This is a genomic window from Lysinibacillus sp. GW823-FHT02G10 (assembly GCF_058797135.1).
In genome coordinates this window covers 1-24,360 of the sequence record NZ_JBXAJI010000011.1, presented here as the reverse complement: position 1 = coordinate 24,360, position 24,360 = coordinate 1, and the positions used below count along the sequence as shown (strand labels likewise).

General features: G+C 35.7%; 23 protein-coding genes. 3 read left to right on the top strand and 20 right to left on the bottom strand.

The genetic code is table 11. The features are described 5' to 3' along the window. The first annotated feature begins 40 nt into the window (after positions 1–40). Positions 41–727, top strand: a complete 687-nt coding sequence (locus AC1RFD_RS20640) for an MtnX-like HAD-IB family phosphatase (RefSeq protein WP_048394218.1) — start codon at positions 41–43, stop codon at positions 725–727. 55 nt (positions 728–782) lie between these two features. Here AC1RFD_RS20640 and zupT read toward each other — a convergent pair whose 3' ends face one another. The 8 genes from zupT to AC1RFD_RS20600 all read right to left on the bottom strand — a co-directional run bounded on the left by zupT (position 783) and on the right by AC1RFD_RS20600 (position 7,899). Continuing rightward, on the bottom strand, positions 783–1,592 hold the full coding sequence (zupT, locus tag AC1RFD_RS20635) for a zinc transporter ZupT (protein ID WP_016992734.1): 810 nt from the start codon (positions 1,590–1,592) through the stop codon (positions 783–785). Positions 1,593–1,749: 157 nt separating this feature from the next. Next, positions 1,750–2,358: a phosphatase PAP2 family protein gene (locus AC1RFD_RS20630; protein ID WP_048394216.1), complete on the bottom strand. Its 609-nt coding sequence runs from the start codon at positions 2,356–2,358 to the stop codon at positions 1,750–1,752. A gap of 85 nt (positions 2,359–2,443) precedes the next feature. Next, positions 2,444–2,575: a hypothetical protein gene (locus tag AC1RFD_RS20625; protein ID WP_255349868.1), complete on the bottom strand. Its 132-nt coding sequence runs from the start codon at positions 2,573–2,575 to the stop codon at positions 2,444–2,446. A 39-nt stretch (positions 2,576–2,614) separates the two neighbouring features. Continuing rightward, on the bottom strand, positions 2,615–3,514 hold the full coding sequence (locus tag AC1RFD_RS20620) for a hypothetical protein (RefSeq protein ID WP_048394215.1): 900 nt from the start codon (positions 3,512–3,514) through the stop codon (positions 2,615–2,617). A gap of 422 nt (positions 3,515–3,936) precedes the next feature. After that, positions 3,937–4,548 carry a response regulator transcription factor gene (locus AC1RFD_RS20615; protein ID WP_225341057.1) on the bottom strand — a complete coding sequence of 204 codons (612 nt, stop codon included), beginning with the start codon at positions 4,546–4,548 and terminating at the stop codon, positions 3,937–3,939. Continuing rightward, on the bottom strand, positions 4,532–6,835 hold the full coding sequence (locus AC1RFD_RS20610) for a sensor histidine kinase (protein WP_233436267.1): 2,304 nt from the start codon (positions 6,833–6,835) through the stop codon (positions 4,532–4,534). Before AC1RFD_RS20610 ends, AC1RFD_RS20615 begins: the two co-directional genes overlap by 17 nt. After that, the gene (gene comX, locus AC1RFD_RS20605; RefSeq protein ID WP_048394211.1) at positions 6,826–6,984 is read right to left on the bottom strand and encodes a competence pheromone ComX; all 159 of its coding nucleotides are present in this window, start codon (positions 6,982–6,984) and stop codon (positions 6,826–6,828) included. Before comX ends, AC1RFD_RS20610 begins: the two co-directional genes overlap by 10 nt. A gap of 12 nt (positions 6,985–6,996) precedes the next feature. Continuing rightward, the gene (locus AC1RFD_RS20600) at positions 6,997–7,899 is read right to left on the bottom strand and encodes a polyprenyl synthetase family protein (RefSeq protein ID WP_048394209.1); all 903 of its coding nucleotides are present in this window, start codon (positions 7,897–7,899) and stop codon (positions 6,997–6,999) included. A 340-nt stretch (positions 7,900–8,239) separates the two neighbouring features. Here AC1RFD_RS20600 and AC1RFD_RS20595 point away from each other — a divergent pair, with 340 nt between their 5' ends. Continuing rightward, positions 8,240–8,785, top strand: coding sequence for a hypothetical protein (locus AC1RFD_RS20595; RefSeq protein ID WP_103118905.1), 546 nt, complete (start codon positions 8,240–8,242; stop codon positions 8,783–8,785). A 651-nt stretch (positions 8,786–9,436) separates the two neighbouring features. Here AC1RFD_RS20595 and AC1RFD_RS20590 read toward each other — a convergent pair. The 12 genes from AC1RFD_RS20590 to putP all read right to left on the bottom strand — a co-directional run bounded on the left by AC1RFD_RS20590 (position 9,437) and on the right by putP (position 22,979). Further along, positions 9,437–9,751, bottom strand: coding sequence for an antibiotic biosynthesis monooxygenase family protein (locus tag AC1RFD_RS20590; RefSeq protein WP_048394205.1), 315 nt, complete (start codon positions 9,749–9,751; stop codon positions 9,437–9,439). A 1-nt stretch (position 9,752) separates the two neighbouring features. Then, on the bottom strand, positions 9,753–10,778 hold the full coding sequence (locus AC1RFD_RS20585) for a siderophore ABC transporter substrate-binding protein (RefSeq protein WP_048394203.1): 1,026 nt from the start codon (positions 10,776–10,778) through the stop codon (positions 9,753–9,755). Between the two features lie 62 nt (positions 10,779–10,840). Then, positions 10,841–11,602 carry an iron ABC transporter ATP-binding protein gene (locus tag AC1RFD_RS20580; RefSeq protein WP_048394201.1) on the bottom strand — a complete coding sequence of 254 codons (762 nt, stop codon included), beginning with the start codon at positions 11,600–11,602 and terminating at the stop codon, positions 10,841–10,843. Continuing rightward, the gene (locus AC1RFD_RS20575; RefSeq protein ID WP_004231949.1) at positions 11,599–12,552 is read right to left on the bottom strand and encodes an iron chelate uptake ABC transporter family permease subunit; all 954 of its coding nucleotides are present in this window, start codon (positions 12,550–12,552) and stop codon (positions 11,599–11,601) included. Before AC1RFD_RS20575 ends, AC1RFD_RS20580 begins: the two co-directional genes overlap by 4 nt. Next, entirely contained in the window at positions 12,545–13,495 is a 951-nt protein-coding gene (locus AC1RFD_RS20570; RefSeq protein WP_492475230.1) for an ABC transporter permease, read from the bottom strand. Before AC1RFD_RS20570 ends, AC1RFD_RS20575 begins: the two co-directional genes overlap by 8 nt. Before the next feature lie 284 nt (positions 13,496–13,779). Beyond that, positions 13,780–14,832, bottom strand: a complete 1,053-nt coding sequence (locus AC1RFD_RS20565; RefSeq protein WP_054549616.1) for a YkvI family membrane protein — start codon at positions 14,830–14,832, stop codon at positions 13,780–13,782. Between the two features lie 50 nt (positions 14,833–14,882). Continuing rightward, positions 14,883–15,989 carry an o-succinylbenzoate synthase gene (gene menC, locus AC1RFD_RS20560; protein ID WP_054549617.1) on the bottom strand — a complete coding sequence of 369 codons (1,107 nt, stop codon included), beginning with the start codon at positions 15,987–15,989 and terminating at the stop codon, positions 14,883–14,885. A gap of 21 nt (positions 15,990–16,010) precedes the next feature. After that, positions 16,011–16,835 carry a GNAT family N-acetyltransferase gene (locus AC1RFD_RS20555; protein WP_054549618.1) on the bottom strand — a complete coding sequence of 275 codons (825 nt, stop codon included), beginning with the start codon at positions 16,833–16,835 and terminating at the stop codon, positions 16,011–16,013. Then, positions 16,835–17,980 carry a M20 peptidase aminoacylase family protein gene (locus tag AC1RFD_RS20550; protein WP_048394190.1) on the bottom strand — a complete coding sequence of 382 codons (1,146 nt, stop codon included), beginning with the start codon at positions 17,978–17,980 and terminating at the stop codon, positions 16,835–16,837. The genes AC1RFD_RS20555 and AC1RFD_RS20550 overlap by 1 nt, the downstream gene beginning before the upstream one ends. A gap of 203 nt (positions 17,981–18,183) precedes the next feature. Next, positions 18,184–19,671 carry a peptide MFS transporter gene (locus AC1RFD_RS20545; RefSeq protein ID WP_048394189.1) on the bottom strand — a complete coding sequence of 496 codons (1,488 nt, stop codon included), beginning with the start codon at positions 19,669–19,671 and terminating at the stop codon, positions 18,184–18,186. Positions 19,672–20,071: 400 nt separating this feature from the next. Next, positions 20,072–21,358: a GTPase HflX gene (gene hflX / locus AC1RFD_RS20540; RefSeq protein WP_404803557.1), complete on the bottom strand. Its 1,287-nt coding sequence runs from the start codon at positions 21,356–21,358 to the stop codon at positions 20,072–20,074. A gap of 133 nt (positions 21,359–21,491) precedes the next feature. Next, on the bottom strand, positions 21,492–22,979 hold the full coding sequence (putP, locus tag AC1RFD_RS20535) for a sodium/proline symporter PutP (RefSeq protein WP_066038005.1): 1,488 nt from the start codon (positions 22,977–22,979) through the stop codon (positions 21,492–21,494). Between the two features lie 198 nt (positions 22,980–23,177). Here putP and AC1RFD_RS20530 point away from each other — a divergent pair, with 198 nt between their 5' ends. After that, complete coding sequence (locus tag AC1RFD_RS20530; RefSeq protein WP_048394183.1) at positions 23,178–24,338, top strand: class I SAM-dependent methyltransferase; 1,161 nt, start codon at positions 23,178–23,180, stop codon at positions 24,336–24,338. The last annotated feature ends 22 nt before the right edge of the window (positions 24,339–24,360 follow it).

Sequence of the window (24,360 nt, the reverse complement as noted above, 5' to 3'; positions counted from 1 at the left end):
ATTAAACTTTTTATACGCGCTTTCCTAAGGAGGAATTATTTTGAAACCCATTATATTCTGTGATTTCGATGGCACGATAACAGAAACAGATAACATCTTTTCACTTATGACTGAATTTGTACCAGAAGAATCTGAGAAAATTGCTCAAGCGATGATGGAACAAACCATTTCATTTAAAGATGGGCTATCAGCAATGTTTCACCTACTTTCTACTCATCAAAAAGATGAAGTCATTCAATACCTGATGGAGTCGGCAGTCATACGTGAGGGATTTGGTGATTTTGCCCGCTATGCTCAAAACAACGATATTCCATTTTATATTGTAAGTGGCGGAGTTGATTTTTTCATCGAGCCTTTAGTTGAAAAATTTGGTCCTTTTTCAGGCATTTACTGTAATAGAGCAGATTTCTCTGGTAAACAAATAGAATTGATCTACCCAAATAGCTGCGATGAGGAATGCGCTAAATACAACACACAAGGATGCGGCTGCTGTAAACCAAGCGTAATGCGGAAGGTTGCCAAGGAGGATCATTATAAAATTGTAATTGGTGATTCTCTATCAGATTTTGAGGCAGCTAAACTAGCAGATATTGTTTTAGCTAGAGATCATCTTATCCAACGCTGTGAAGAGCTTCATGTTCCATATAGACCTTTTACCACATTTCATGATTGTCTAAAAATAGTACAAGAGCTAGTGGAGTCAAAAGAAGCTGTTGTTACACGCTAATAGAAAAAAGAAAAAGGAGCCACTTTTACAAAGATGTCTCCCTTTTCCTACTTACTTATGCTAATAATACTAAGCTAATGGCCATGACTGCCATTCCCCCTACTAGACCATACATCGACAAATGTGTTTCATCATATCTTTGTGCAGCCGGTAGCAATTCATCTAGTGAAATAAAGACCATTATCCCTGCAACCCCAGCGAAAACGATCCCAAACATGACATCTGTTAAAAAGGGCATAAGAAGCAAAAAAGCTACTAATGCACCTACAGGCTCTGCCAATCCTGATAAAAAGGATAATTTAAAGGCTTTCCTTCGATTACCTGTTGCAAAGAAAATAGGAACAGATACAGCAATGCCTTCTGGAATATTATGAATAGCAACTGCAATGGCAATAGCAATTCCTACATTCGGATCATTAATAGCTGACATAAATGTAGCGATCCCCTCAGGAAAATTATGAATGCCAATCGCCAGGGCTGTAAAAACGCCCATCTTCATCAAATGTTCTTCATTAACCTGTGGTTTGATGGCATTAACATCCTCTACCAGCTTTACTTCATGAGGATTAGTTGCCTTCGGAATGAATTTATCAATTAAGGCAATAAACAACATCCCACCGAAAAATCCAAGGATTGTCATCCAATAGCCATTAGTTGTACCTAATGCATTGGTTAAAGCATCTTTAGCTTTCACAAATATTTCTACAAGGGATACATAAATCATCACCCCTGCTGAAAACCCCAATGCTAATGATAAAAATTTTGTATTTGTTCTTGATGTAAAAAATGCTATTAAACTACCTACACCTGTTGCAAGTCCAGCAAACAGAGTTAATCCTAATGCCAGTAAAACATTTCCGTCCATACCCTTCTTCCTTTGCTCTTTTTCTTATTGTACTCATCTTAACGTAGAAGTTTCCTATACGCAATTCTTTTTTATGAGGCAAATATCATTCTTTACAATGTCTCGGTAAAATGTAAAAAAGCAGTATCTATCATAGAAATAGATACTGCCTGTCTTTTTATTTATGATTAGATTGAAATAAACGTTTACGACGTTCGTACCAAATGACACAGATGATAAACCAAGTATAGCCGATGCTCCAACCAGCAAGTACATCTGTAGCAAAATGTCGAGCTCCTGCAATACGTGATAAACCAATAAGCACCATTAAAATTGTTGCCCCAAGCCACAGAAGGATTTTACGTCCTTTACTACTATTCTCCGCTAAAATATAAGCAAGTGTAAATAAATAAAGTATACCAGTCATCGAATGTCCAGATGGAAAACTAAAGGATGTCAGTTGATCCTCAATTTCAGGTCGTGGACGCTGCTCCCATTTTTTTAGCAATTGGTTCAGAACATTGCCTGCCGCAAAAGTTAGGACAACAAATAGCATACCTCGATAATTTTTTTCCTTCCAAGCTAAATACACCATTAAAACTACTGCAACAGCAACAACAAATTTAGGCTCACCTATATAATGAAAAATCTCAATAAATCGATTACCAAAAAAAAGCTCTGCCATCTTTGCATCAAATGTATTCATCAGCTGACTTTGATAGGTGGCTCTTAATACAATAAAGACAATTAACGTTAAGACTGCTAATGGATATGCCCATTTTTTCATTTTTTCACCTCAAAAAACATTCATGCTATGTCCTTCACATCATAACACAAATAAATCTTTTCTGAATGAAATATAGGCCATCATTTTAAGAAAGGTATACACCATTGACCTCTTGATAAATAGTGACTGATTCTTCTTCTGGTTTGTTAAAGTAATTGGAGACGGCCAATGCAACAATGAATAAAATGGCTACTATAGGTAGTATTCTTCTAAACATCCTAAACACTCCCTTATTCTTTTACTAGTCCAAATTTGACTACTTAATTAGCACTGGATCAAAAAGCCAATCTTTTGGACCAAAGTTTGCATCCTTTTCTCCTCTAACCTCACGTGAAATACCATATTTTATAATAGTTTCTCTAAATCTTTTACTAAACAAAGTCTTTCTATATAGATATCTTCCATCATGACTACACTCGGCTGAGTAGAAAACATCCCCTTTTAAGTTTTCCAAATCTTCATGATGATAAATATCAGGACCATTAATGACACCATTTAAACCACAACTGCACGGAGGTTGCTCAGTTGCAAAGTATAATTTAACCCTGTCCTTACTACACTCAGGGAGCATTTGTATAGGAATAATTTGATAAGCTGGCTGTTTGCCTTCTTCCGGACCTTGATGGATCACCTCTAAAAGCTCATAGCCTTCTAGTTTTTCTCTTTTCATTAATGATACTAGTTCCTCAGAAGCTACCCAATAACCATTTACATGCACTAAATGACGATCTTTCATCTGCGTAGTATCGATAACTATTGGTGATAACTGCTCTTTATCCATGAGCCCACAACACTTACAATGTGTACTCAAAGAAAATAGTGTCCCCTTATCTTCTAAGAACATTTCTGGTGAATTACCTGTTGAATTTAAAGTAAATAATGGTGCTCGTTCATACTCTAAATCTGAAAATTCAAAATAAAAACGTTCTCCAATTGAAACGATTCCAAATTCACGCTCTAATGACTCATATAAAGCTGTTACCTGCTCGTATGTTACATCTTCATTTAATGTAAAAATAGGATTAAATTTAGTTTTTAAGTTTCTTTTTCTCAATTCAGGCGCACCAATAGCAATACCATGACGATTATAAACGTTAATAACTTGATCTTGACTAGTTTCATCTATGGAAAACAAATTTTCAAGTTCTACTTTCACAATACACGCCTACCTTTATAAAGTTTTATGGTGAAGTATATTGACTAGCTAGTAACATTCTACAATCTACTAACGCTACTTTATTCATAGATAGTCAGGCTGCTTATTTAATAAAATGATTTATATATTACTCACTAAAGCAAATCTACTTAACCACTGTTAATTTAAGCGTACCAGTTGTTATACCGTTATTTCAACTTCGGGTTTACGCCAATTTTCTGGCGTGATTCAGACAAGTTTTTGGCGTGATTTGGCGGTTACAAAAAAACACCGCCACTTTTTTGGCGGTGTCTATCATATTTTATAGGTAATTTAGTACAGGGATATGGTTTTATTTTACTAAGGAAATATATAGGATATTTAATTCCCATAATGCCCCCTATTAATTGAAAAATATACCAACAGTATAACATAGAAATAGTTTAGAGTAAATTCATTCTCTCTGCAAGATTTACAGCTTCTGTTCGTGAATCTACATTTAACAAAGAAAAGAGTTGAGTTAAATATCTTTCCGTTGTACGTTGAGGAATATTTAATTCAATAGCGATAGCTTTATTTGTATGGCCCTCTGCAATGAGTCTTAGAATTTTCTTTTCCTTTTCATTTAAGTGAATATCTTTAGCACCTTGCAGTTTAAATTTATCATCCAGAAAATCTAAGAAATTTTTAGGTAAAACAATTTCACCGTTTGCAATTGCCCTTACTGTTCTTAATATTTGCTCTTTCGAAGCTGTTTTAGCTAAAATACCTTCTATTTTTCTTTCTAAAATGAGTGGATAATAATCCGTAATATCATCACCTGTGTAAAGAATAACTGAAGCATTTGACTGAATAGCCTTGATATTACGGGCTAGGTTAATTCCATTTTCTAATGGCATATTGATATCTATTAGATAGATATCGTACGGTTTATTCTTTATCCTTTGAATGACACAAGTTGCATCACTTTCCGTATCGATGATAATATCTTCATTCTCTTGAAATAAATTTTTAGTTCCCTCTAACACTATAGGGTGATCATCCACTATGAGCATCGTAATCAAGTGTTTCACTCCCTTCTTTCACCATGATTCTAATAAACATCCCTTCATTGATATTCGAGTCAATAGTAAATTGTCCGTTAAACGCTTTTACACGCTCCTGCATACCTTGAATGCCCATTGATTCGGCTACTATAATGTCCTCTACATTACAGCCTACACCATCATCTTTATAAATGATTTCGAAACCATCGTTCATTTCTTTTAAATGAATTTCAACTGATGCTGCATAAGAATGCTTCAACGCATTATTAAGTAACTCTTGGAATAAACGATAAATCATTAAATTCATACGCTCATCCTCTAAATAAAGGCGGTCAATGGTGTAAATAAGCACGAAGTTAGCTCTTTCTTGAACTTTCCGAATCAATTTTTCCAAAGCTGCATTTAAACCTAATGTATCTAATAACGGTGGTTTTAGGTTTTCACAATAAGTACGTAATTCATGTAAGGATGCAACCATTTGTTTATGAATTTTCGCAAGCTTTTCTTGAATATCCGTTGTATTTTTTGCATTTACTAGGACATCCACCTCGCGGGCTATATGAAGTTGCTCCTGTAAATTGGTGTCATGTAACTCTTGAGCTAACTGGTATTTTTCTTCTTCAAATCTTAGCCATAATAGCTTATTCAGCCATGGTAACTGACCATCATCAGCTTGCTTCATATGCTTTAGTTCCTCTAGCAGTTCTTCCACCATCTTGGTATTTTCAATAAAATTATTTACATATAATAAGAGCAGTTCAAGCCATAAAAGCTCCTCATCTTTTAAATGAATCGTATTATTATGCCCTAGCACTAAAGCTCTTTTAAAATGTGCATCCTGATGGAGGAATGCTATATAAACTTTGTCAATTTTGCGTATTTCACCTAATCTGATATCTTCCATTATGTCAGGATCTATCGTAATACTTTCACCAGCTATTGGTATGAATTCATTTTTGTCATAGTTATATGTTAAGACAAAAACATCCTCTAACTCCAGATGCATGGAAACCTCATAAGCAAACTTTTCTAAAAGTTCGTCAATTTTAATTGTTTTCCCAATTTTATCTACGGCTGTATATAGCTGATGAATATAGTCACCCTTTGTGGAAAATAATATTTTCCGCTTGCGATAATCGACCTTCTCTTTTACGTAAAAAAGTATGACTAATGAAGAAAATGTAAAGAAAGATACCCCTGACATAACCGTCATGGTTAAATAACGCCCTGCAATAAAATATAGTCCCACTGTAAACCATACAGTAAAGATTAAAGAGAATATAACATAATAACGTAATCTTGTAATATGGTACTCAATATCAAATAATCTCTCTGCTAATTGCGTAAAAATAAAGCTAAAGGGTATAAGCAATAAAAATAATGAGCTTATCTCAGATGAAAGTATATACGTATGAAAAAAAATTTTAGGGAGTGCATATAAAAAAAGAAATGGTAGAAACGGAATTAATATACTATTTAATAAAATCTTCAACTGAGGTGAGCTGTACTTAAAATAGCTTATTAATAAAATACTAAGGATGATCACTAGGAGAATAAAGAAAATAGCCAATATAACATTGGAAAGAATATCATTTGAAGCAGGATAAATAGTACCCATACATCCTAATACAAAAGCTATGAAAGGAAGTATATAAAAGAGCTTGATATTATTTGTAAACACCCAATTTGTTTTCACAAATGAATAATAATTTCTCAAAAAATGTAACAGTATAACTAAACATAACAGCATACTACTTCGATTTACGATAATGCCAATCGTATCCATTCTACCAGAGACACCACTACTTACATAGGCCAAAGAAACCGTTAACATAAAAAGAATTAGTAAGTCAGCTAATTTTGTATTCCTTTGTTTGAAATGTAAATAAAACGCTATAAATAATGTTAATAAATAATAACAAGCTGGAATGATTAATACATAGATAAATTGTTGAGGGATATCCAAATGCTTAATATGTATATTGATTAGATCTCCATCGGGCTTCAGTATTGTTATTTCATTAGCTGATAAAATTTTAGATTTATATCTCAGTTGATTTAATTCATTGATGGGTTCATGATCTACAGTTAAAATTGCATCACCAACAGAAATATTTTGACCCTCTGCCCAGTCTTTATAATAAAGTTGAGAAATGACCCATTTGTCATTCTCTTCTTCTACCCCAATCTGTATATAAGGCTCGCTATAATTCACATAATTTAAATAAAAACCAATAATTAAATAGAGAATTATAGCGGGCCAAAACAACTTACTTCGCAACTTTCTTAGTTCCAAATATCACTTTCTGTATTCATTTCACCGTTAAACGCTTCTAAAATTGCTGTTTGCTCTACAGATGAAATTCCAACTAATGAGGCTTTTTGATCTTTTAATAGTGCAACTAGGCTTGGATTTTGCTCTAAATATTGGATTACATTAATCATTCTTATCTCTCCTCATTTCAATAGTTTTTGTAGGTATTCTCTACCTACCTGATTTATAGCTACATTTTCCAGGTAATTCAATGCTTTAAATTTATAGACGTTTTTTATGGTAATGGCATAACGTATCGCCCCACCATTTGTCAACGCGTCTTCTGTTGCATTATTATCCAAATCTGTAACTATATCATTATTATAATAGCTAGAAACAGATTTTGAAACATCATTTTTCTGTGATAATAGATAAATAATAGGAAGAGAATACCTTTTATTTAGCAGATCATTTTTAGGACCCCACTCCTTTAAGCTTTGAATATCATTTTTAATTTGTTGGATGATCCCTATGTATTTCCCATATTCCTCTACTTCTTGAGATATTTCTCCTTTTGCAAGTACTTCGCCAACCAAGCAACCCATCGCTGTTAATGAGCCGGATTTCAAGGTAATCATTTTTACATAGGAATCTTCATCGCGACAACTATTTAATAAGTCTAATTGCTGTCCATTTATACTTTTTAATGCGTATTCATCAACTAGCTTTATAGCCGCTCTTTTATGTTCAAAAGAGGTTTCATCTATTGTTTTAGATGCCATGACCAGCATAGCTAAAGCAACATTTAATGATAATTCAGGTGTTTTGTTCCAACTATAGTCTGAATCTTTATCCTGCAGATCATCAATAATATCAAAAGACAGTATTAAAAGTTCAATTGCAGCAGCTACCTTGTAGATATCTGGATTTATACTACTTGAAAATGCTTCATAATGCCAAAAACACATTTTACCAAAGGAAAAACCTACTGTTGTTTTTTCTTCTTTAAAGCTTTTTAGCATTAATTTTAGCTCTGGTCCAAGTAATAGTTCATTTTCTATAAGGATGTCTAATGATTCATTGATGTGTACATCTAAATCCTTCAATAGTCCTCTCTCCTATCTGGTGTATTACTAGATATTATATAGATTAGTGGGAATTAATACTAGTCACAGCGTTTTATAATACATTAAATACCATTAATTCCTTTATAAAGAGAGAGACCGCCAAAAAATGGCGTTATTCATGCAAATCACGCCAGATTTTTGCTAATTATTACTAAAAAAATGGCGGTAGAGAACCAAGTACCGCCATTAAAGTGGCGTAAACTTACCATTGAAATGGCGCTCTAACAGATGTTACGCTTAGATTAGCAATAAAATATATTTATAAAGTCAGGATAGATTGATGAACATGAAATCTTTTTGTACTGGGAGTGACTTAAAATTGAATGAAACTGTTTTCATACTTACGGCTACTTTTTCATGTAATATCTCTGTCTCAGCTGAAGAAATTACAATTAAACAGCCTAGCAATGATCAACGACGAATTGAACAAATTATTATTCAATCTGAAGTAAAAGCCTATCAAGATACACTGGCTGCATATAAAAATATTTCACCCTATTCAAAATATATTAGTGATATTCCTGGATTTGAGGATACATTTCAACAAAAAAGAGATTATTATATTGAGCAATATGGCATTATTAGAATATCAAACGAAAGTATTTCTACTATGTCATTAGTCAATCCTTTCACTTTTGGATTAAATATAGATTCCCCTATAGTGTATGTAACGCCACATGACACAATTATTAATGCAAGAGGGCTAGTAATAGCGGCTAATGCATCTAATAATAACAATCATTCTGATAGTTTGGATGAGCTCTGTAATACCAGTATCTCAGGCTTGTCCATTAATGAGAACACCATATCCTTTAATATGGATTCGACATTTAGTAAATGGAGAAAACCATCTATTACACATTAACCTATACCCCTAGCTAAGCAGGTCACACTGATTGTGACCTGCTTTTTGAGTAATAAAACGACATCTCTACATAGTGTTGATAAACAAAGCAATCAATAGCATTTTTATAAAAGATGAAAATGAATTTCCGTTGCAGGCTACTTGCTTTCCTGTAGGCGAGCGCCGAATCGCTTCCTCCGCTACTGCTCCGTTTAAAGTTTTGCCTGTCTCACTATTCCATGGTAGTCCAGTAGCCCACCACTATAAACCGCTTTTTAGCAAAGGTATTCAAATAAAGTGAAGGTGTTCATTACTCTTTATGAAGAGGTGTTGTCACGCATCACTTCTCCACATTGAAAATAAGAGCTTATCCCCTCTAAGAATACAGATAATGGGCTATTTGATTGTTATGCTACTATGAAAAAAGTAAAGACACTTTGCAGAATGGTTGATTGGAGTGGAGCCAACGTCACTCCTAGGGGATTTAGCGTCACTGAGGAGACCCTGGAGCGAGCGCAAGTGAGTGAAGCGGCTCATCGGACGCCCCCTGGAAGGACGCTGGCGGAACGGAAATCAACCCCTCACCTTGCTAAAAGGGCTTTTTCTGCTAGTGACATTCTTTTTTCAACAACAAGAAAAGGTGTCTCAATCCCTTGAGACACCTTTAGATGATTAACCTTTTACATAATAAACTTCTTGTCCGCTTTCAATGATATGATCAGGCTTCGGTTTACCTGCACTTGCCTTATGGCCTGCAATATGCTCAGGACTCTTCTCCCAATTTTTCCATGCTTCTTCTGATTCCCAACGAACCATCACTAGCACTTCTTCATCACCGCGGCGAACTTTCTTTACAAGTACCTGCTTATCAATGTAGCCAGGTTGTTGTTCAAGTAATGAGGGACCATTTGGCTTAGCACCAAAACGTTCCACAACCTTATCCGAATTCCCTTCTGTCACAACAATACGTTTAATTTGTACAAACATATTAGTTGAACGCCTTTAATACATCTTCAGCTTTTTGTGTTTCTGATTGTAAACCGCCACCTGAAAGGTACCAAATTTCTGGATCTAAGTAGAATACTTTACCGTTTTTCACAGCGTTTGTTGCACTTACAATTTCGTTTTCAATTGCAGCTTTTGTACCTGATTCACCGTTTTCATTTACAACAGCGTCACGGTCAATAACGAATAAGATATCTGGATTTTTCTCACGTACAAATTCAAAGCTTGCATTATCACCATGTGATTCGATTTTGAAGCCACTAGCTTCAGCTACAGCTTTTACACCATATACATCATGAATCACACCGAAACGTGAACCAGGACCGAATACTGATAATGAACCTTCACTACCTAAAACGATTAACGCTTTTTCTTCTGTTGCAGTAGCCTTAGCTTTTACTTCTTCTACTTTTGCTTCATATGCAGCAATTGCATCTGCCGCTTCTTTTTCTTTACCAAAGATTTTACCAGCTAATTCTGTATTAGCTTTGAATGACTCTAAGAAGTTAGTATTATCTACACCAATGTATACTGTAGGAGCAATTTTAGATAATTCAGCATAAGCTGCTGAAGCACGGCCAGAGATGAAAATAATATCTGGGTTAATTTCAGATAATTTTTCATAATCAGGCTCGAATAATGTACCTGCGTTTACATAAGTACTATCTTTAAACTTGCTTAAATATGCTGGTAATGAGTCTTGTACCACTGCTGTAGGATTAACGCCTAAAGCATCTAATGTATCTAAGAAACCATTATCAAAAACGACAACTTTTTCTGGCATTTTATCAAGTGTTACTTCTTCAAATGTTGTACTACCGTCACGACCTTCAACTGTGCTACCTGGAATTGTTAGTGGATATACTGATGATTCTCCATTTTGTTCCTCAGCTGGTTTGTCAGTTGAAGTACCTTTATCATCTTCTTTTGCTTCATCTTTCGAACCGCAAGCAGCTAATACTAATAGCATCATTGCCATTAATACCGTAAGTAATTTCCATTTTTTCATTGTGAAATTTCTCCTTTAATTAAATGATTTGATAGTTAGATGTTCATCATCTGGAACTATTTTTACGAATTAAAATAAACACAAATTCGACAGCCATCCTGCTCTTGAACAGGAATATCCATATCATAAATTTCCTTCAATGCATGTGAGTTAATAATGTCATTTGTAGGACCATTTTTAACAACACGGCCATCTTTTAATGCAACAATATGGTCAGAGTAAACAGAAGCAAAATTAATATCGTGTAAAACGATAACCACTGTTTTGCCTAACTCATCAACCAACTTACGTAAAATCTTCATAATCTGGACAGAATGCTTCATATCTAAATTATTTAATGGTTCGTCCAGTAAGATATATTCAGTATCTTGGGCAATAACCATTGCGATAAATGCACGCTGACGTTGACCACCTGAAAGCTCATCTAAATAATTATGTTGCATATCTTCTAAATTCATATAGCGAATAGCTTCATCCACTTTTTCTTCGTCTTCAGGTTTTAAGTGTCCTTTTGAGTAAGGGAAACGGCCAAAAGATACAAGCTCACGAATCGTTAGACGAACATTCATAAAGTTTGATTGCTTTAAAATAGATACACGTTTAGCGAAATCATCTGATTTCCAGCTACGTACATCTGCCTTATCGAGTAGTACTTCGCCAGTATCTGCATTCAGTAAACGACTCACCATAGAAAGTAGCGTGGACTTCCCTGCACCATTCGGTCCAATAAACGATGTGATTTTTCCTGAAACAATATCAACACTTACATCTTGAACGACAGGTTTTTTACCAAAAAACTTTGTAATTTCTTTGACTTGTATCATCCTGCTGACCTACTTTCTCTTAATAATAAGTAGATGAAGTAAACCCCACCCACAAAATTAATAATGACACTAAGTGTAGTAGTGAAACTAAATAAACGTTCAACCATCCACTGTCCACCGACTAAAGCTACAACACTCATTACACAGGAGCCAGTAATTAAGATGGAATGCTTGTATGTTCTGAAATACTGATATGATAAATTTGCAACGATTAAACCAAAGAACGTGATCGGACCAACAAGCGCTGTTGAAACAGCAATCAAAATTGAAGCTAAAATTAACATACGTTGTACCAGCTTATCGTAAGGTACACCTAAATTTATAGCTGTGTCTCGTCCTAAAGACATGACGTCTAATTGATTCATATGACGAGCACCGTAGATAAATGTTATTAAAATGATAACGCCTGCTAGCCAAACTAAATCTGAATTAACATTATTGAAACTTGCAAACATTTTACTTTGTAAGCCTAAAAACTCATTCGGATCTATTAATACTTGGAAGAACGTTGTAATACTTCCTAAGAACGTACCAACAATCATCCCAACAAGCAGTAAAAAATAAATCGGTCGCTTTCCTTCTTTAAACAATACTCGGTAAAAAATTAAAGCGAATAGAATCATCGCTCCAATTGCAAGCGTAAAATTATAGTAGATATTAATAACTAATATGGATGTAGAGCCAAAGAAGAAGTAGATGCATGTTTGAATTAACATATACAAAGCATCTAAACCCATGACACTTGGCGTTAAAATTCGATTATGTGTAATTGTTTGGAAAACTACTGTTGAATAGGCAATCGCTATACCCGTTAATGCCATTGCCACAACCTTTATGACACGGCGTGGAAAAGCATAGTGATAATTACCATTGAGTTCCCAAAATAAATATAGGACAACTGCTATAACAGCGAGACCTAGTAAAATGAACATTTTTGTACGATTACGCATATGCTCTCCCCCTAAACAACATGAATAGGAAGATGGCACTTCCAATTACACCAACAGTCATACTTATTGGTATTTCATAAGGGAAAATCAGTACTCGTCCTAAAATATCACAGAATAACAAGAATGACATACCAAGTAATGCTGTGTGCGGCAAGGTTTTTGCCAAATTATCACCTTTAAACAGAGAAATAATGTTCGGAATAATCAAACCAAGAAATGGAATGATACCGACTGTTAACACCACTGTCGTGGAGATAAGAGCTACCAACACCAAGCCTAAATTGACTACAAATTTATAGGATAGACCAAGATTTTTTGCAAAATCCTCTCCCATCCCAGCTACTGTAAAACGATTTGCGTAAATGTAAGCTAAAATGAGTATTGGTAAACTTACGTATAACAGTTCGTAACGGCCTTTCATGATTAATGAGAAATCTCCTTGTAACCATGCAGAAATGTTTTGGATAATATTCGCCTTATATGCAAAGAATGTTGTAACAGAGGACAAAATATTCCCAAACATTAAGCCAATAAGCGGTATAAAAATCGCATCTTTAAACTTAATTCGGTTTAATATTTGCATAAATAGTAATGTGCCGGCTAAAGCAAATATGAAAGCGAAGGAAATTTTTTGGAAATACGTAACGTTCGTAAAGAACATCATGGAAATCAATACACCCAACCGTGTGGCATCTAATGTACCAGCTGTTGTTGGTGAAACGAATTTATTCCTACTTAAGCTTTGCATAATTAAACCAGCAATACTCATACCTGCACCCGCTAGCAAGATTGCAACAAGTCTAGGTACACGACTAATTAAAAATAGTCTAGCTTCTTCTGATTGGAAGTCTAATAGGTCGCTAGGCTTAATATCTACTACTCCGATAAAGAGCGACACAATAGACAGCAAAACAGTTGCTGTTAAAAGATATCTTATTTTCATAGTAATCCCCGGTAGATTTCATTTTTGTGTGTAACTCACTTATTAGTGAAAATGATTATCATTACTCACGATTTCCATTATAAGCATGATTTTATTCTCAGTCAACCAGCAAATGAGAATTATTCTCGTTTTATTAATGATTAACTAAAAAATATGCCAAATTAACGAAATATCAGCATTACCGTAAATTAATCAACAGAAATAATTCACTATTTCTACAATATTTTTATCCAAATAAAAAGGTAATTGAGAATAAAATCTATCCCTCAATTACCATTTCTATATTAGATAATTTTTTTAGTGCCTCTTAACCATGCAGAAATAATGAATATGATTAATACTAACCCAACATAGCCCATCACTGCATATAGTTTAGCTACTAGCGTTGTAAACCCTACAAGACTTGCTAGAAAACCAAGACCACCTATAAATATAACTGCAATCCTAAAGCTTGCTCTACTAGGCTCGAAAAACCTTACCATAAAGGAATATAGCATCCCTACTGCCGTATTATAAATCATTCCCAAAAGAGAAATAGTCATTAATACTCCAACAATCGGATGAATTTCATTCGCTAACGCTAGCATCGGAATGTCTAATCCAACAATGATATTCATCTTTGCTAAAAGGGAGAAATTCACAAGTAAGATTAAAGCACCTAACAAAATCCCACCAATTATACCACCCATGCCAGCTACCTTATGATTGCGTATGGATCCACACATAACAGTCAGTAAAGAGAAGCTAACCCCTACATTGAACGACATGTACAATAAAGCCGTTACCCACCAACTTTTCTCACTTATTTGAGCCTGTTGAGCAATAACAGCTTGCTCTGCAAAGGTAAAATCCATCGTTGCAATAGCATAGATAGCGATGATGGAGACAACGGTTAGTAGATAGGGGGTTGCTAGTGCAATGATATTAATGATGCTTTTCACATCCATCATGACAGTGGCTACTGTAAGCAAGATCATACAAATACTCCCTAGCCAAATAGGCAGTCCAAACATTTGCTGAAATGTTGCACCAGCGCCAGCAAACATGATGACAGCTACACCAAATAAAAAGAGTGATAGCACTAAATCCAAGACAAAGCCCATAGTATTCCCTGAAATTTGATAAATCAAATCCTTATGGGACGATGTGCGAAGCTTAGAGCTCACTTGAGCAACACACATTCCAACAATTGAGAAACCAACCATAGCTAACAATGCTCCATATATTCCTTTAAAGCCATAGCTTGTAAAATAAAGGACAATTTCCTGCCCTGATGCAAATCCTGCTCCAACGATAATCCCCACATAGGCACCACCGATTTGCAAGCTTTTTTTCAATCAGTTCTCTCCTCGTTTTCCTTATACTAAATGATCGACTAAGTACTCCCTTATTGATAGATTTCTTTGCTAATTGTTAATTTATCAATCACAGCCATATTAGGCTTATAACCAATACCTACCGACTGGGGTACCTCAATATAACCATCTTTAACTTTTACTTCAGGATCAATGATATCCTCGTACCAATAATGACTAGAACCTGCTGTATCGCCAGGTAAAATAAATTGACTAAGAGACGTTAAGGCAACATTATGTGCTCGTCCAATTCCAGCCTCTAACATACCACCACACCAAACTGGAATATGGTTTGCTTTACATAGGTCATGGATTCGTATTGCTTCCGTTAAACCACCTACTCGTCCAATCTTGATGTTTATGACACCACAGCTTCCAAGTTCAATTGCTCGTCTGGCATCCTCATATGATGTGATGCTTTCATCTAAGCAAATAGGCGTTTTTAACTTTTTCTGTAATGCTGCATGATCGACAATATCATCAGTAGCTAATGGTTGTTCGATCATTAATAAATTAAAATCATCAAGCTGCTGTAGTATTTCTATATCCTCTAATGTATAAGCAGAGTTTGCATCAACCATCAAGGGTAAATTTGGAAATTCCGCACGAATTGCCTGTACTATCTCTACATCCTCTCCAGGCTTTATCTTGATCTTCACCCTTTTGTAGCCTTCTTCAATATGACCTTTTATTAATGCAATTAACTGAGCAATAGAGGGTTGAATACCCACACTGACTCCTACTTCAATACGTTGTTTTTGACCACCTAACGCCTGTGCAAGTGATTGCTTTGTTTGCTGAGCATAGATATCCCATACAGCACCCTCAATTGAAGCTTTCGCCATGCAGTTTCGCCGAATAGGTGCAAATAATGAGGTTACCTCATCTGGATGCCCAATCTTTTTATGTAACAAGATGGGTATCAAAAAATCTTGTAGCATATGCCATGTTGTCTTTAATGTTTCTTCCGTATACCATGGTGCTACAAAAGCAACAGTTTCTCCCCACCCCGTCGTCCCTGATTCATCTTTTGCTTCTATCAGTAACATTTCCTTTTCATCAACTGTGCCAAAACTCGTAGTAAATGGTGCTTTCATAGGCATTTTTAAATGCCTTAATGTAATCTTTTCTAATCTCACATTGTTCACTCCTTATCATTATTATAAAGCTAATAAGGAGCGTCTGACTAACAGATAGCTATGAACATATTCTGGATGTTTCTTCATGCGTACGATGGCATAATCTTGGTTAAATAATGTTGTTAAGATTGTGCGAATTTTATAACGCCAGTCCTCTGCAAGTTTTGGACTTTCCACTTTCATTTTCTGTAGAGATTGAGGGATCGGTAAAAAATAGGCATCTTTATAAAAGGATTGATTTAACTGAAATGTATTTTCTACATCTAGAACTGGTAATCCGTCTACTGTTAATGTCCAAGGTACAATTTCCTGTGCTACTTCTTCTAATTCATCAAGGCTATCTGCCATTTGATCACGCTCGATCCACCATTCAACGACAAGTCTATCTGAAGGTAGTCCTTCATTAAAGTCATCTCGAAGTGGACCATAATAATCATTTTCATATTGATAACTAGTGGCGTTCAGTTTTAGAAATGCTAGATTCGCTAAACGCGCCTCTAATGGGTCAATTAACCAGCGGACAAGTTGAAAACCATGCTCTTTTGCATATTCTTGTTGGGCATGCTTCAATAATTCACCCACACCTTGTTCACGATATGCTTTTTCTACACCAATCATGTGCGAATGTAAGTACATTTCTCTATTCCGATAGCCAACGAAGCAATAGTTAAAGCCAATTAGCTTTTCATCTAAATACGCTCCTAATACGATTCCCCCATTTTGTACAGCAGCTAGTAATTGATGGGAGGGGATTGCTTGACTGCCCCATATTTCAGCATTTAATTTTTGGATCTCTGCAATTTCTTTCGGTGTCGTTACTTTGTGAATTCGCACTTGCTCTAACATTACGCTGACGCCTCCTTTTTATGCCCTGACTCCAAAGCTAATAAAACTGCTCTTGTAAGTATCTCCACTCCCGTGACAAGTCTTGCTTGTTTAAATTTCATTTTCGGATGATGCAAGCCTGGTGTTAATCCACAACCCAAGCCCAGCATGGTTGTTTTTAAATGCGGCCGTTGTACAGCATAATGGTGAAAATCCTCTCCTCCAGGTGTATGAACAGGCTTTCTTAAATTTGATAATCCAGCAGCCTGTATAATTGCCTGCTCCATTAAATATTGAGCACTTGTATCAACTTCAGCAGCTACGATATTGGCCACCGTACGTAATTCAATTTGTACTTTATGCAACAATTTAGAGGAATCGATCACACGCTTTACGCCTTGTGCTAAATCGTCCATCACCTTGTTTTGCTGTGCACGAATATCAATCGTAAATGAGGCATTACCTGGGATAATATTGCCCGAATCTCCCCCAGCATGGAATTTCGTCATCTTTACAGATACAGGAACCATAGGATCTGTATGAATGGTTCGCAAATCTTCGATGATTGTTGCACCTACTTCAATGGCATTAATACCAAGGTGCGGCCTTGCAGCATGAGCATCCTCTCCGATAATTTCGCCTTCAAGTAAACGAGAGGCACCATGATATAAGGCTGCACAATAAGTGCCGTCCTCTAGCTCATGAACAGGTCTTACATGGACACCAAATAAATAATCTAAGTCATCAATAACACCTTCTTCTAATACAGATAACGCTCCAGTTCCTTTTTCTTCAGCAGGTTGGAAAATAACGCGGATTGTACCATTAATAGATTGCTGTAGTTCTTTTAAAAGTAATAGTGTACCAATGGCCATCGTCATATGACCGTCATGTCCACATGAATGATTCGCACGGAAATGACCATCTACTTCTTGCCATAAGGCATCTATGTCTGTTCTTAGTCCTACTTTGGGGTTACCTTTGCCTACATCAACATATAATCCTGTGGAATTTTTAAATCGTTTAGGGGAAAAGCCTTCCTGCGTTAATAGCTCCACTATATAATTGGTGGTTTCTACTTCATGCCAGCTGATTTCTGGATTTGCATGTAAATACGTAAAAATCTCCATTAATCTTGGCCTCAAATAATCTAACTCTTCCTTCATAGATTCCAACCCCTTAAATTTTCATATTATTAAAATTATTATAACGAAAATGATAATTTTCTACATAGAAACTTATACCCACATTCAACAAAATAACTACTTACGATAATATATTTCGCTCTCAGCCTCTTAGATAGACTTTTATTTAGATACAAAAAAAGATGCAAGCACAGTTTTTTAATAACTGTACTTGCATCTTTCATTTAATTAATACCCTTCATCGCTTTTGAAATAATTGGTGAAAGCACCAATATAATAATCCCGACTACAATAGATAAGGTACCTAAGAAACCAAAGTATGTGAATTCGCTTACAACTTCATAGACCTTAACTAATTGCGCATTAATTGCTTGTGCTGCTGCACTTGTTAAAAACCATAAAGACATCGTTTGCGCTGCGAATGCCTGTGGTGCCAATTTCGTTGTGGCAGATAGACCAACTGGTGATAATAATAACTCACCAACAACCACTAAGAAGAATGACAATACTAACCATAAAGGACTCACTAATGTATCCCCACCAGACAGGTGTGCTGGAATCATCATCACTAAGAATGATAGACCCGCAAAGAACAATGCATATGAGAACTTACGTGGTGTTGTTGGCTGCTTGTCTCCCCATTTAAGCCATAGCATCGCAAATAATGGAGCCATTGTAATAACAAATAATGGGTTCAATGACTGGAACCAAGAAGATTGAAGCTGAATACCACCAAAACTTAGCTGTGTACGCTCATCTGCATAAGTCGCTAAAATAGTTGCTCCTTGTTCTTGAATAGCCCAGAACATTACAGCTGATAAAAATAAAGGAATATAAGCAAGTAGACGAGACTTTTCATCCTTTGTTGTTTTTTTACTGCGATACATATAAATAAAGAATGCAGTTGGAATTAATACACCTAGAGCTGTGATGATTAAACTAAATACATTCATTGTTAAAGTACCAGTTTTAATACCGATAGCACCCAAGATGATAATAAGTAAAGCTGCAACTCCGAATTGCGTAAAGACTTTTTTACGTTCTTCAGGCTTTAATGGGTTGTTTACTTGTAAGCCCGCTAAGCCTAAATATTTTTTCTCTGTTAATTTATAAACAATTAAACCAATAAACATACCCAGACCCGCTAAACCAAAGCCAAGGTGGAAGCTATATTTTTGTCCAATTGTTCCGACAATAAAAGGTGCAATAAATGCTCCCATATTAATACCCATATAGAAAATAGAAAAACCTGCATCACGACGGCTATCTGTTTCAGCATAAATGTCCCCAACAATACTTGAAACGTTCGGTTTTAATAAACCAGTACCCATAACGATAAATGCCATGGAAGCAAATAACATGCTCACACCACCAGGCAATGCTAGCAGTAAATGACCAATCATAATTAACACGCCACCATAAAAAATGGTTTTTCGTGTTCCTAAAACTCGGTCGGCAATCCATCCACCTATAATTCCAGACATATAAACAAGTGAGCCGTAGATGGCCATAATAGAGTTTGCTGTTCCGCGGTCTAGACCTAAGCCCCCGTCATGTAATTCGTAATACATAAAGAAGATAAGAATTGCTCGCATACCATAGTACGAGAAACGTTCCCAAAATTCTGTGAAAAACAAAGTAAAGAGCCCTTTAGGGTGTCCAACAAAACCATTTTGAGGGACAGATTTTACAACTTCATCTTTACTAGACATACAATACCCTCTCCCAATAAAAAATTATTCTACAAAAACACAACTACCCTAATATAAGGATAAAAAAACTTTGTTTCATCATACTAAAGCGTTTTATACACTTTAGCAAGAGTTTTAAAAAATGTTGAAAATTTGTCATTTTTCTATAAATTCTGATTGATTATTAGATAAATTATTAAATCCTTTGATATATCTAAGTTTTCTCACACTTTATACCTAAAAGATTTTTAAATTTACAATGAATTATTCTAAAATATTTAAAATTCAGATTTCTTACTTTACTTGAAAATTAATACAATTTCTTGACTACATGTTTTACCTTTGTTCTAGATTCTACTATTCCCTCTAATCACAAAAAGCATGCCAAAAATCTTTTGGCATGCTTTGGGAAGTACATTTTTTAATTAATAACATAGTGCTGATACTTTGCGTAATCTGCTGCTTTTACTTCAAGAGACAATAATGTCCCACCCTCTTCATAGGCTGTATTAAAAACAGAGGCATTCTCATTTAAATAAGAAACAACGTTCCCATGATCATAAGGTATTAACATTTCACACGTTACGTAATGCGAGAAGATGTGTTGACGAATTAGCTTTACTAATTCTTCTAAACCAACCCCCTGCTTTGCTGAAATCCAAATATTATCTCCACTTACCACAGGATATGGAACATCTGCTATATCTGCTTTATTGTATACATAGATTGTAGGAATGTCCTCAACACCAACTGCTTTAAGTGTTTCGTTCGTCACATCCATCATAAATCCGTGCTCTGTATTCGAAACATCCACCACGTGGAGTAAAAGATCCGCATCTCGCGCCTCTTCCAAAGTGGAGCGAAATGCCTTCACTAAATGGTGAGGTAATTTACTAACAAAGCCTACAGTGTCTGTCAGTAAAAAGGTCTTCTTATCAGGTAGTTCAATCTGACGAACAGAAGTTTCAAGGGTAGCAAAAAGCATATCCTTCTCAAAGACTTGTTTGTGCTCTTCTTGTCCTATTTGTGTAAGCAGTTGATTCATAATCGTTGATTTCCCAGCATTTGTATAGCCTACAATCGATACAACCGGAAGAGCATTTTTACGACGCTGTTTACGCTGCGTTTCTCTCTGCTCCTTAACGTGCTCTAGATCCTTTTTAATTTTAGCAATTTGATCTTCAATTTTTCGTCGATCCAATTCCAGCTTTGTCTCACCAGCACCACGGTTTTTAAAGCCTCCCCCAGTACCTCCACCCTGACGGCTTAAAGAGGCATGCAAACCCACTAAACGAGGTAGCATATATTGAAGCTGTGCTAATTCCACCTGCATTTGGGCTTCACGTGTTTTTGCGCGCCTTCCAAAAATATCTAAAATAAGCATTGTTCGATCAATGACCTTCGTTGCTAAATCACGCTCCAAATTACGGATTTGCGAAGGAGACAGTTCATCATTAAAAATCACGAGGTTTGCTTGTGCTTCTTCATAAAAATTTTTGATTTCTTCTATTTTACCTGTACCCACATAATGGGAAGGTGTCACACGTTCCAAATTTTGCGTGACAGTCCCAACCACTTCTACATGCAAGGCCTCAGCTAAATTTTGTAACTCTTCCATAGAATAGTCAAAGTGCTCATCATTTCGTAAATTCACGCCAACTAGTATGGCCTTTTCAATTAATACATCAACTTCCTTAATTCTATCCATTAGAAACCTCCCACCAAAGCTTGGTGTCGCTACGACAAATTTTCTTCATCTTACCATAATATACCCTTTTTCGTATTTGAAGATCATCGTTAACTTTCCTAAAAAATGCGCCTCATGGAAAGGCGCATCTCAACTATTTTCTTTCTTCTTTTAGCAGGGCTTCTGAGCGTGTGAACTCTTCTTCAATTTCTTTATTTGGTTTATATGTCAGTATACTGACAACAACCGCAACAATTAAACAAACAATGAAGCCAGGAACAATTTCGTACAACGCACTTGATAAAGCATCTACTTTACCCCAAATAAACGCAGTTGCAGCCCCTGTTACCATTCCGCTAAGTGCTCCGTAGTTTGTTAACTTTCTCCAATATAAAGAAAGTAAAATAACAGGTCCGAAGGCTGCACCGAATCCTGCCCAAGCAAAGCCAACTAAGCTTAAGATAGAACTATCTGGATTCCACGCTAGGATTGCTGCAATAATTGCAACAACTAATACAGCCATACGCCCAACAAAAACGTAATGCTTATCGTCTGCTGTTTTATTAAATAATGCTTTATAAATATCCTCTACAAGTGCTGAAGAAGTTACGATTAATTGAGAAGAGATTGTACTCATAACAGCTGCTAAAATAGCCGCCAGCATAATACCTGCTATAAATGGATGGAATAAAATCTGACCAAGTACAATAAATACTGTTTCAGCGTCTTTTAGCTCACCAGCATTTTGCTGATAATAGGCTACACCAACCAAGGCAGTTCCAATAGCTCCAAATAAGCTTAACATCATCCAGCCAATACCAATGCGTCGTGCTTGCTTCGTTTCTTTAACGGAACTAATCGCCATAAAGCGGACGATAATATGAGGCTGTCCAAAATAGCCTAATCCCCAAGCAACTGAAGAAATGATCCCTGCTGCTGTCGCAGTGGCTGGTAATAAATTTAGAAGATCTGGATCAACAGATTTAATAGATGAAATGGTTTCACCTATACCACCTGTTACAAATAAACCAAATAGCGGTACCATAATAAGTGCTAAAAACATAATAAGACCTTGTAAGAAGTCTGTATAACTTACCGCTAAAAATCCGCCAAAAAGAGTGTATGCTACAACTACAGCTGACACAATTAATAAGCCTGTATGGTATTCATAACCAAATGAACTATCGAAAAACTTGCCCCCTGCTACCATTCCTGACGATACATAAAATGTAAAGAATATGAGGATGATGATACCTGAAGCAATTCTAATAAGCTTCGTATGATCACGTAATCGATTATCCAAATAACTTGGAATAGTAATGGAATCATTTGTAACCTGTGTATATACCCGTAAACGTGGTGCCACAAGTAGCCAGTTTAGGTAAGCTCCTATTGTTAATCCAATTGCAATCCAAGCCTCCACAAGACCTGATAAAAATATCGCACCTGGTAAGCCCATTAGGAGCCAGCCAGACATATCCGCAGCACCCGCACTTAGCGCAGTAACCGCTGGACCTAAGGAACGACCGCCAAGCATATAATCTGTTAAATTAGATGTTTTAACAAATGCATACCAGCCAATTGCTAGCATGGCGATCATATAAATAACAATCGCTAATAATTGATACATGTTATCCGACATATTTTCTCCTCCTTATTAATCCTTAGTATCACCAATTTAAAAAGAATTACTGTATTTAAGATACCACGAATATACAATTCCACCTATAAATACTCGGAATTTTTATTAAATTTATTCCGAATACCAAAGATGCCATTGTCTTTTATAAAATGTGTTAAACTAGTGCCATCTATAACACAATAAAGTAGGCGAAAATGTATGACATTTGAAGAAATGAAAGCTCTGCTCACTGAGCAAATTTTGCAACAAAAGCTTGTGACAGCTACAATCAGTCAACCACGTATGAAATCAAATGAAATAAAACGTATAAAATTAAAACCATTAATGTTAAAAAATCAGTACCATATACAAATTGAATACCAATATGAACGGATTTTAAAACATGAAAATATTCTATTGGCTCATTTACCTTCCAAGCTTGACGCGTTTTTTGAGGAGTATCGTCAAGCTCATATTGATTTCGTAGATGAAACGGTACAAGTACAATTATCAAAAAAGAACAAAGTCCTTTGGAAATCAGATAAAACAGCTTCACCTAAACAAGTCCATCTAAGCCATAATCGTAAAAAAAATTATTTACTATCTGATGATCAACCCTATCCATTTTTAATTCGACTGGGGGTACAAACAGAAGAAGGAAAGGTTAAGAAACAAAAGTATGATAAATTTAAACAGATTAACCGCTTCATTGAATTTATAGATGATGCCTTAACCTATTTACCTCAGGATCGACAGGTGAGGATTTTAGATTTTGGTTCAGGAAAATCCTACTTAACCTTTGCTTTGTATCATTATTTAAAAATTGAAAAAGGCTTAGACATTCGTGTTACTGGTTTAGATTTAAAAAAAGAGGTTATTGAAGAGTGCTCAAGAATAGCACAGGATCTAGGCTATGATCAGCTAGAATTTCTTGTAGGAGATATCAATGATTATAATGATGAAAGTGCTGTGGATATGGTGGTGACACTCCATGCATGTGATGTAGCGACAGATATGGCCTTGGCTCGTGCTGTGAAATGGGGAGCAAGTGTCATTCTAAGTGTGCCTTGCTGTCAGCATGAGTTAAATCGTCAACTAAATACACCTGCTCTCGATATTATGTTGCAACATGGACTTGTTCGAGAGCGATTTGCGGCACTTGCTACAGATGCTATTCGAGCTGAAATTTTATCGCTTGTTGGCTATGAGGCACAGCTTTTAGAGTTTATCGATATGGAGAATACACCTAAAAACATATTAATTCGAGCCTATCAAACAGGTAAAAAACCAAATGAAGAGCAACGTGCCAGCTATGATGCCTTCTTAAAATTATTGAATGCAACACCATTTTTAGCGAATGAGTTAAAAGAGTATTTATAACATACAGATGTACTTCAATCCA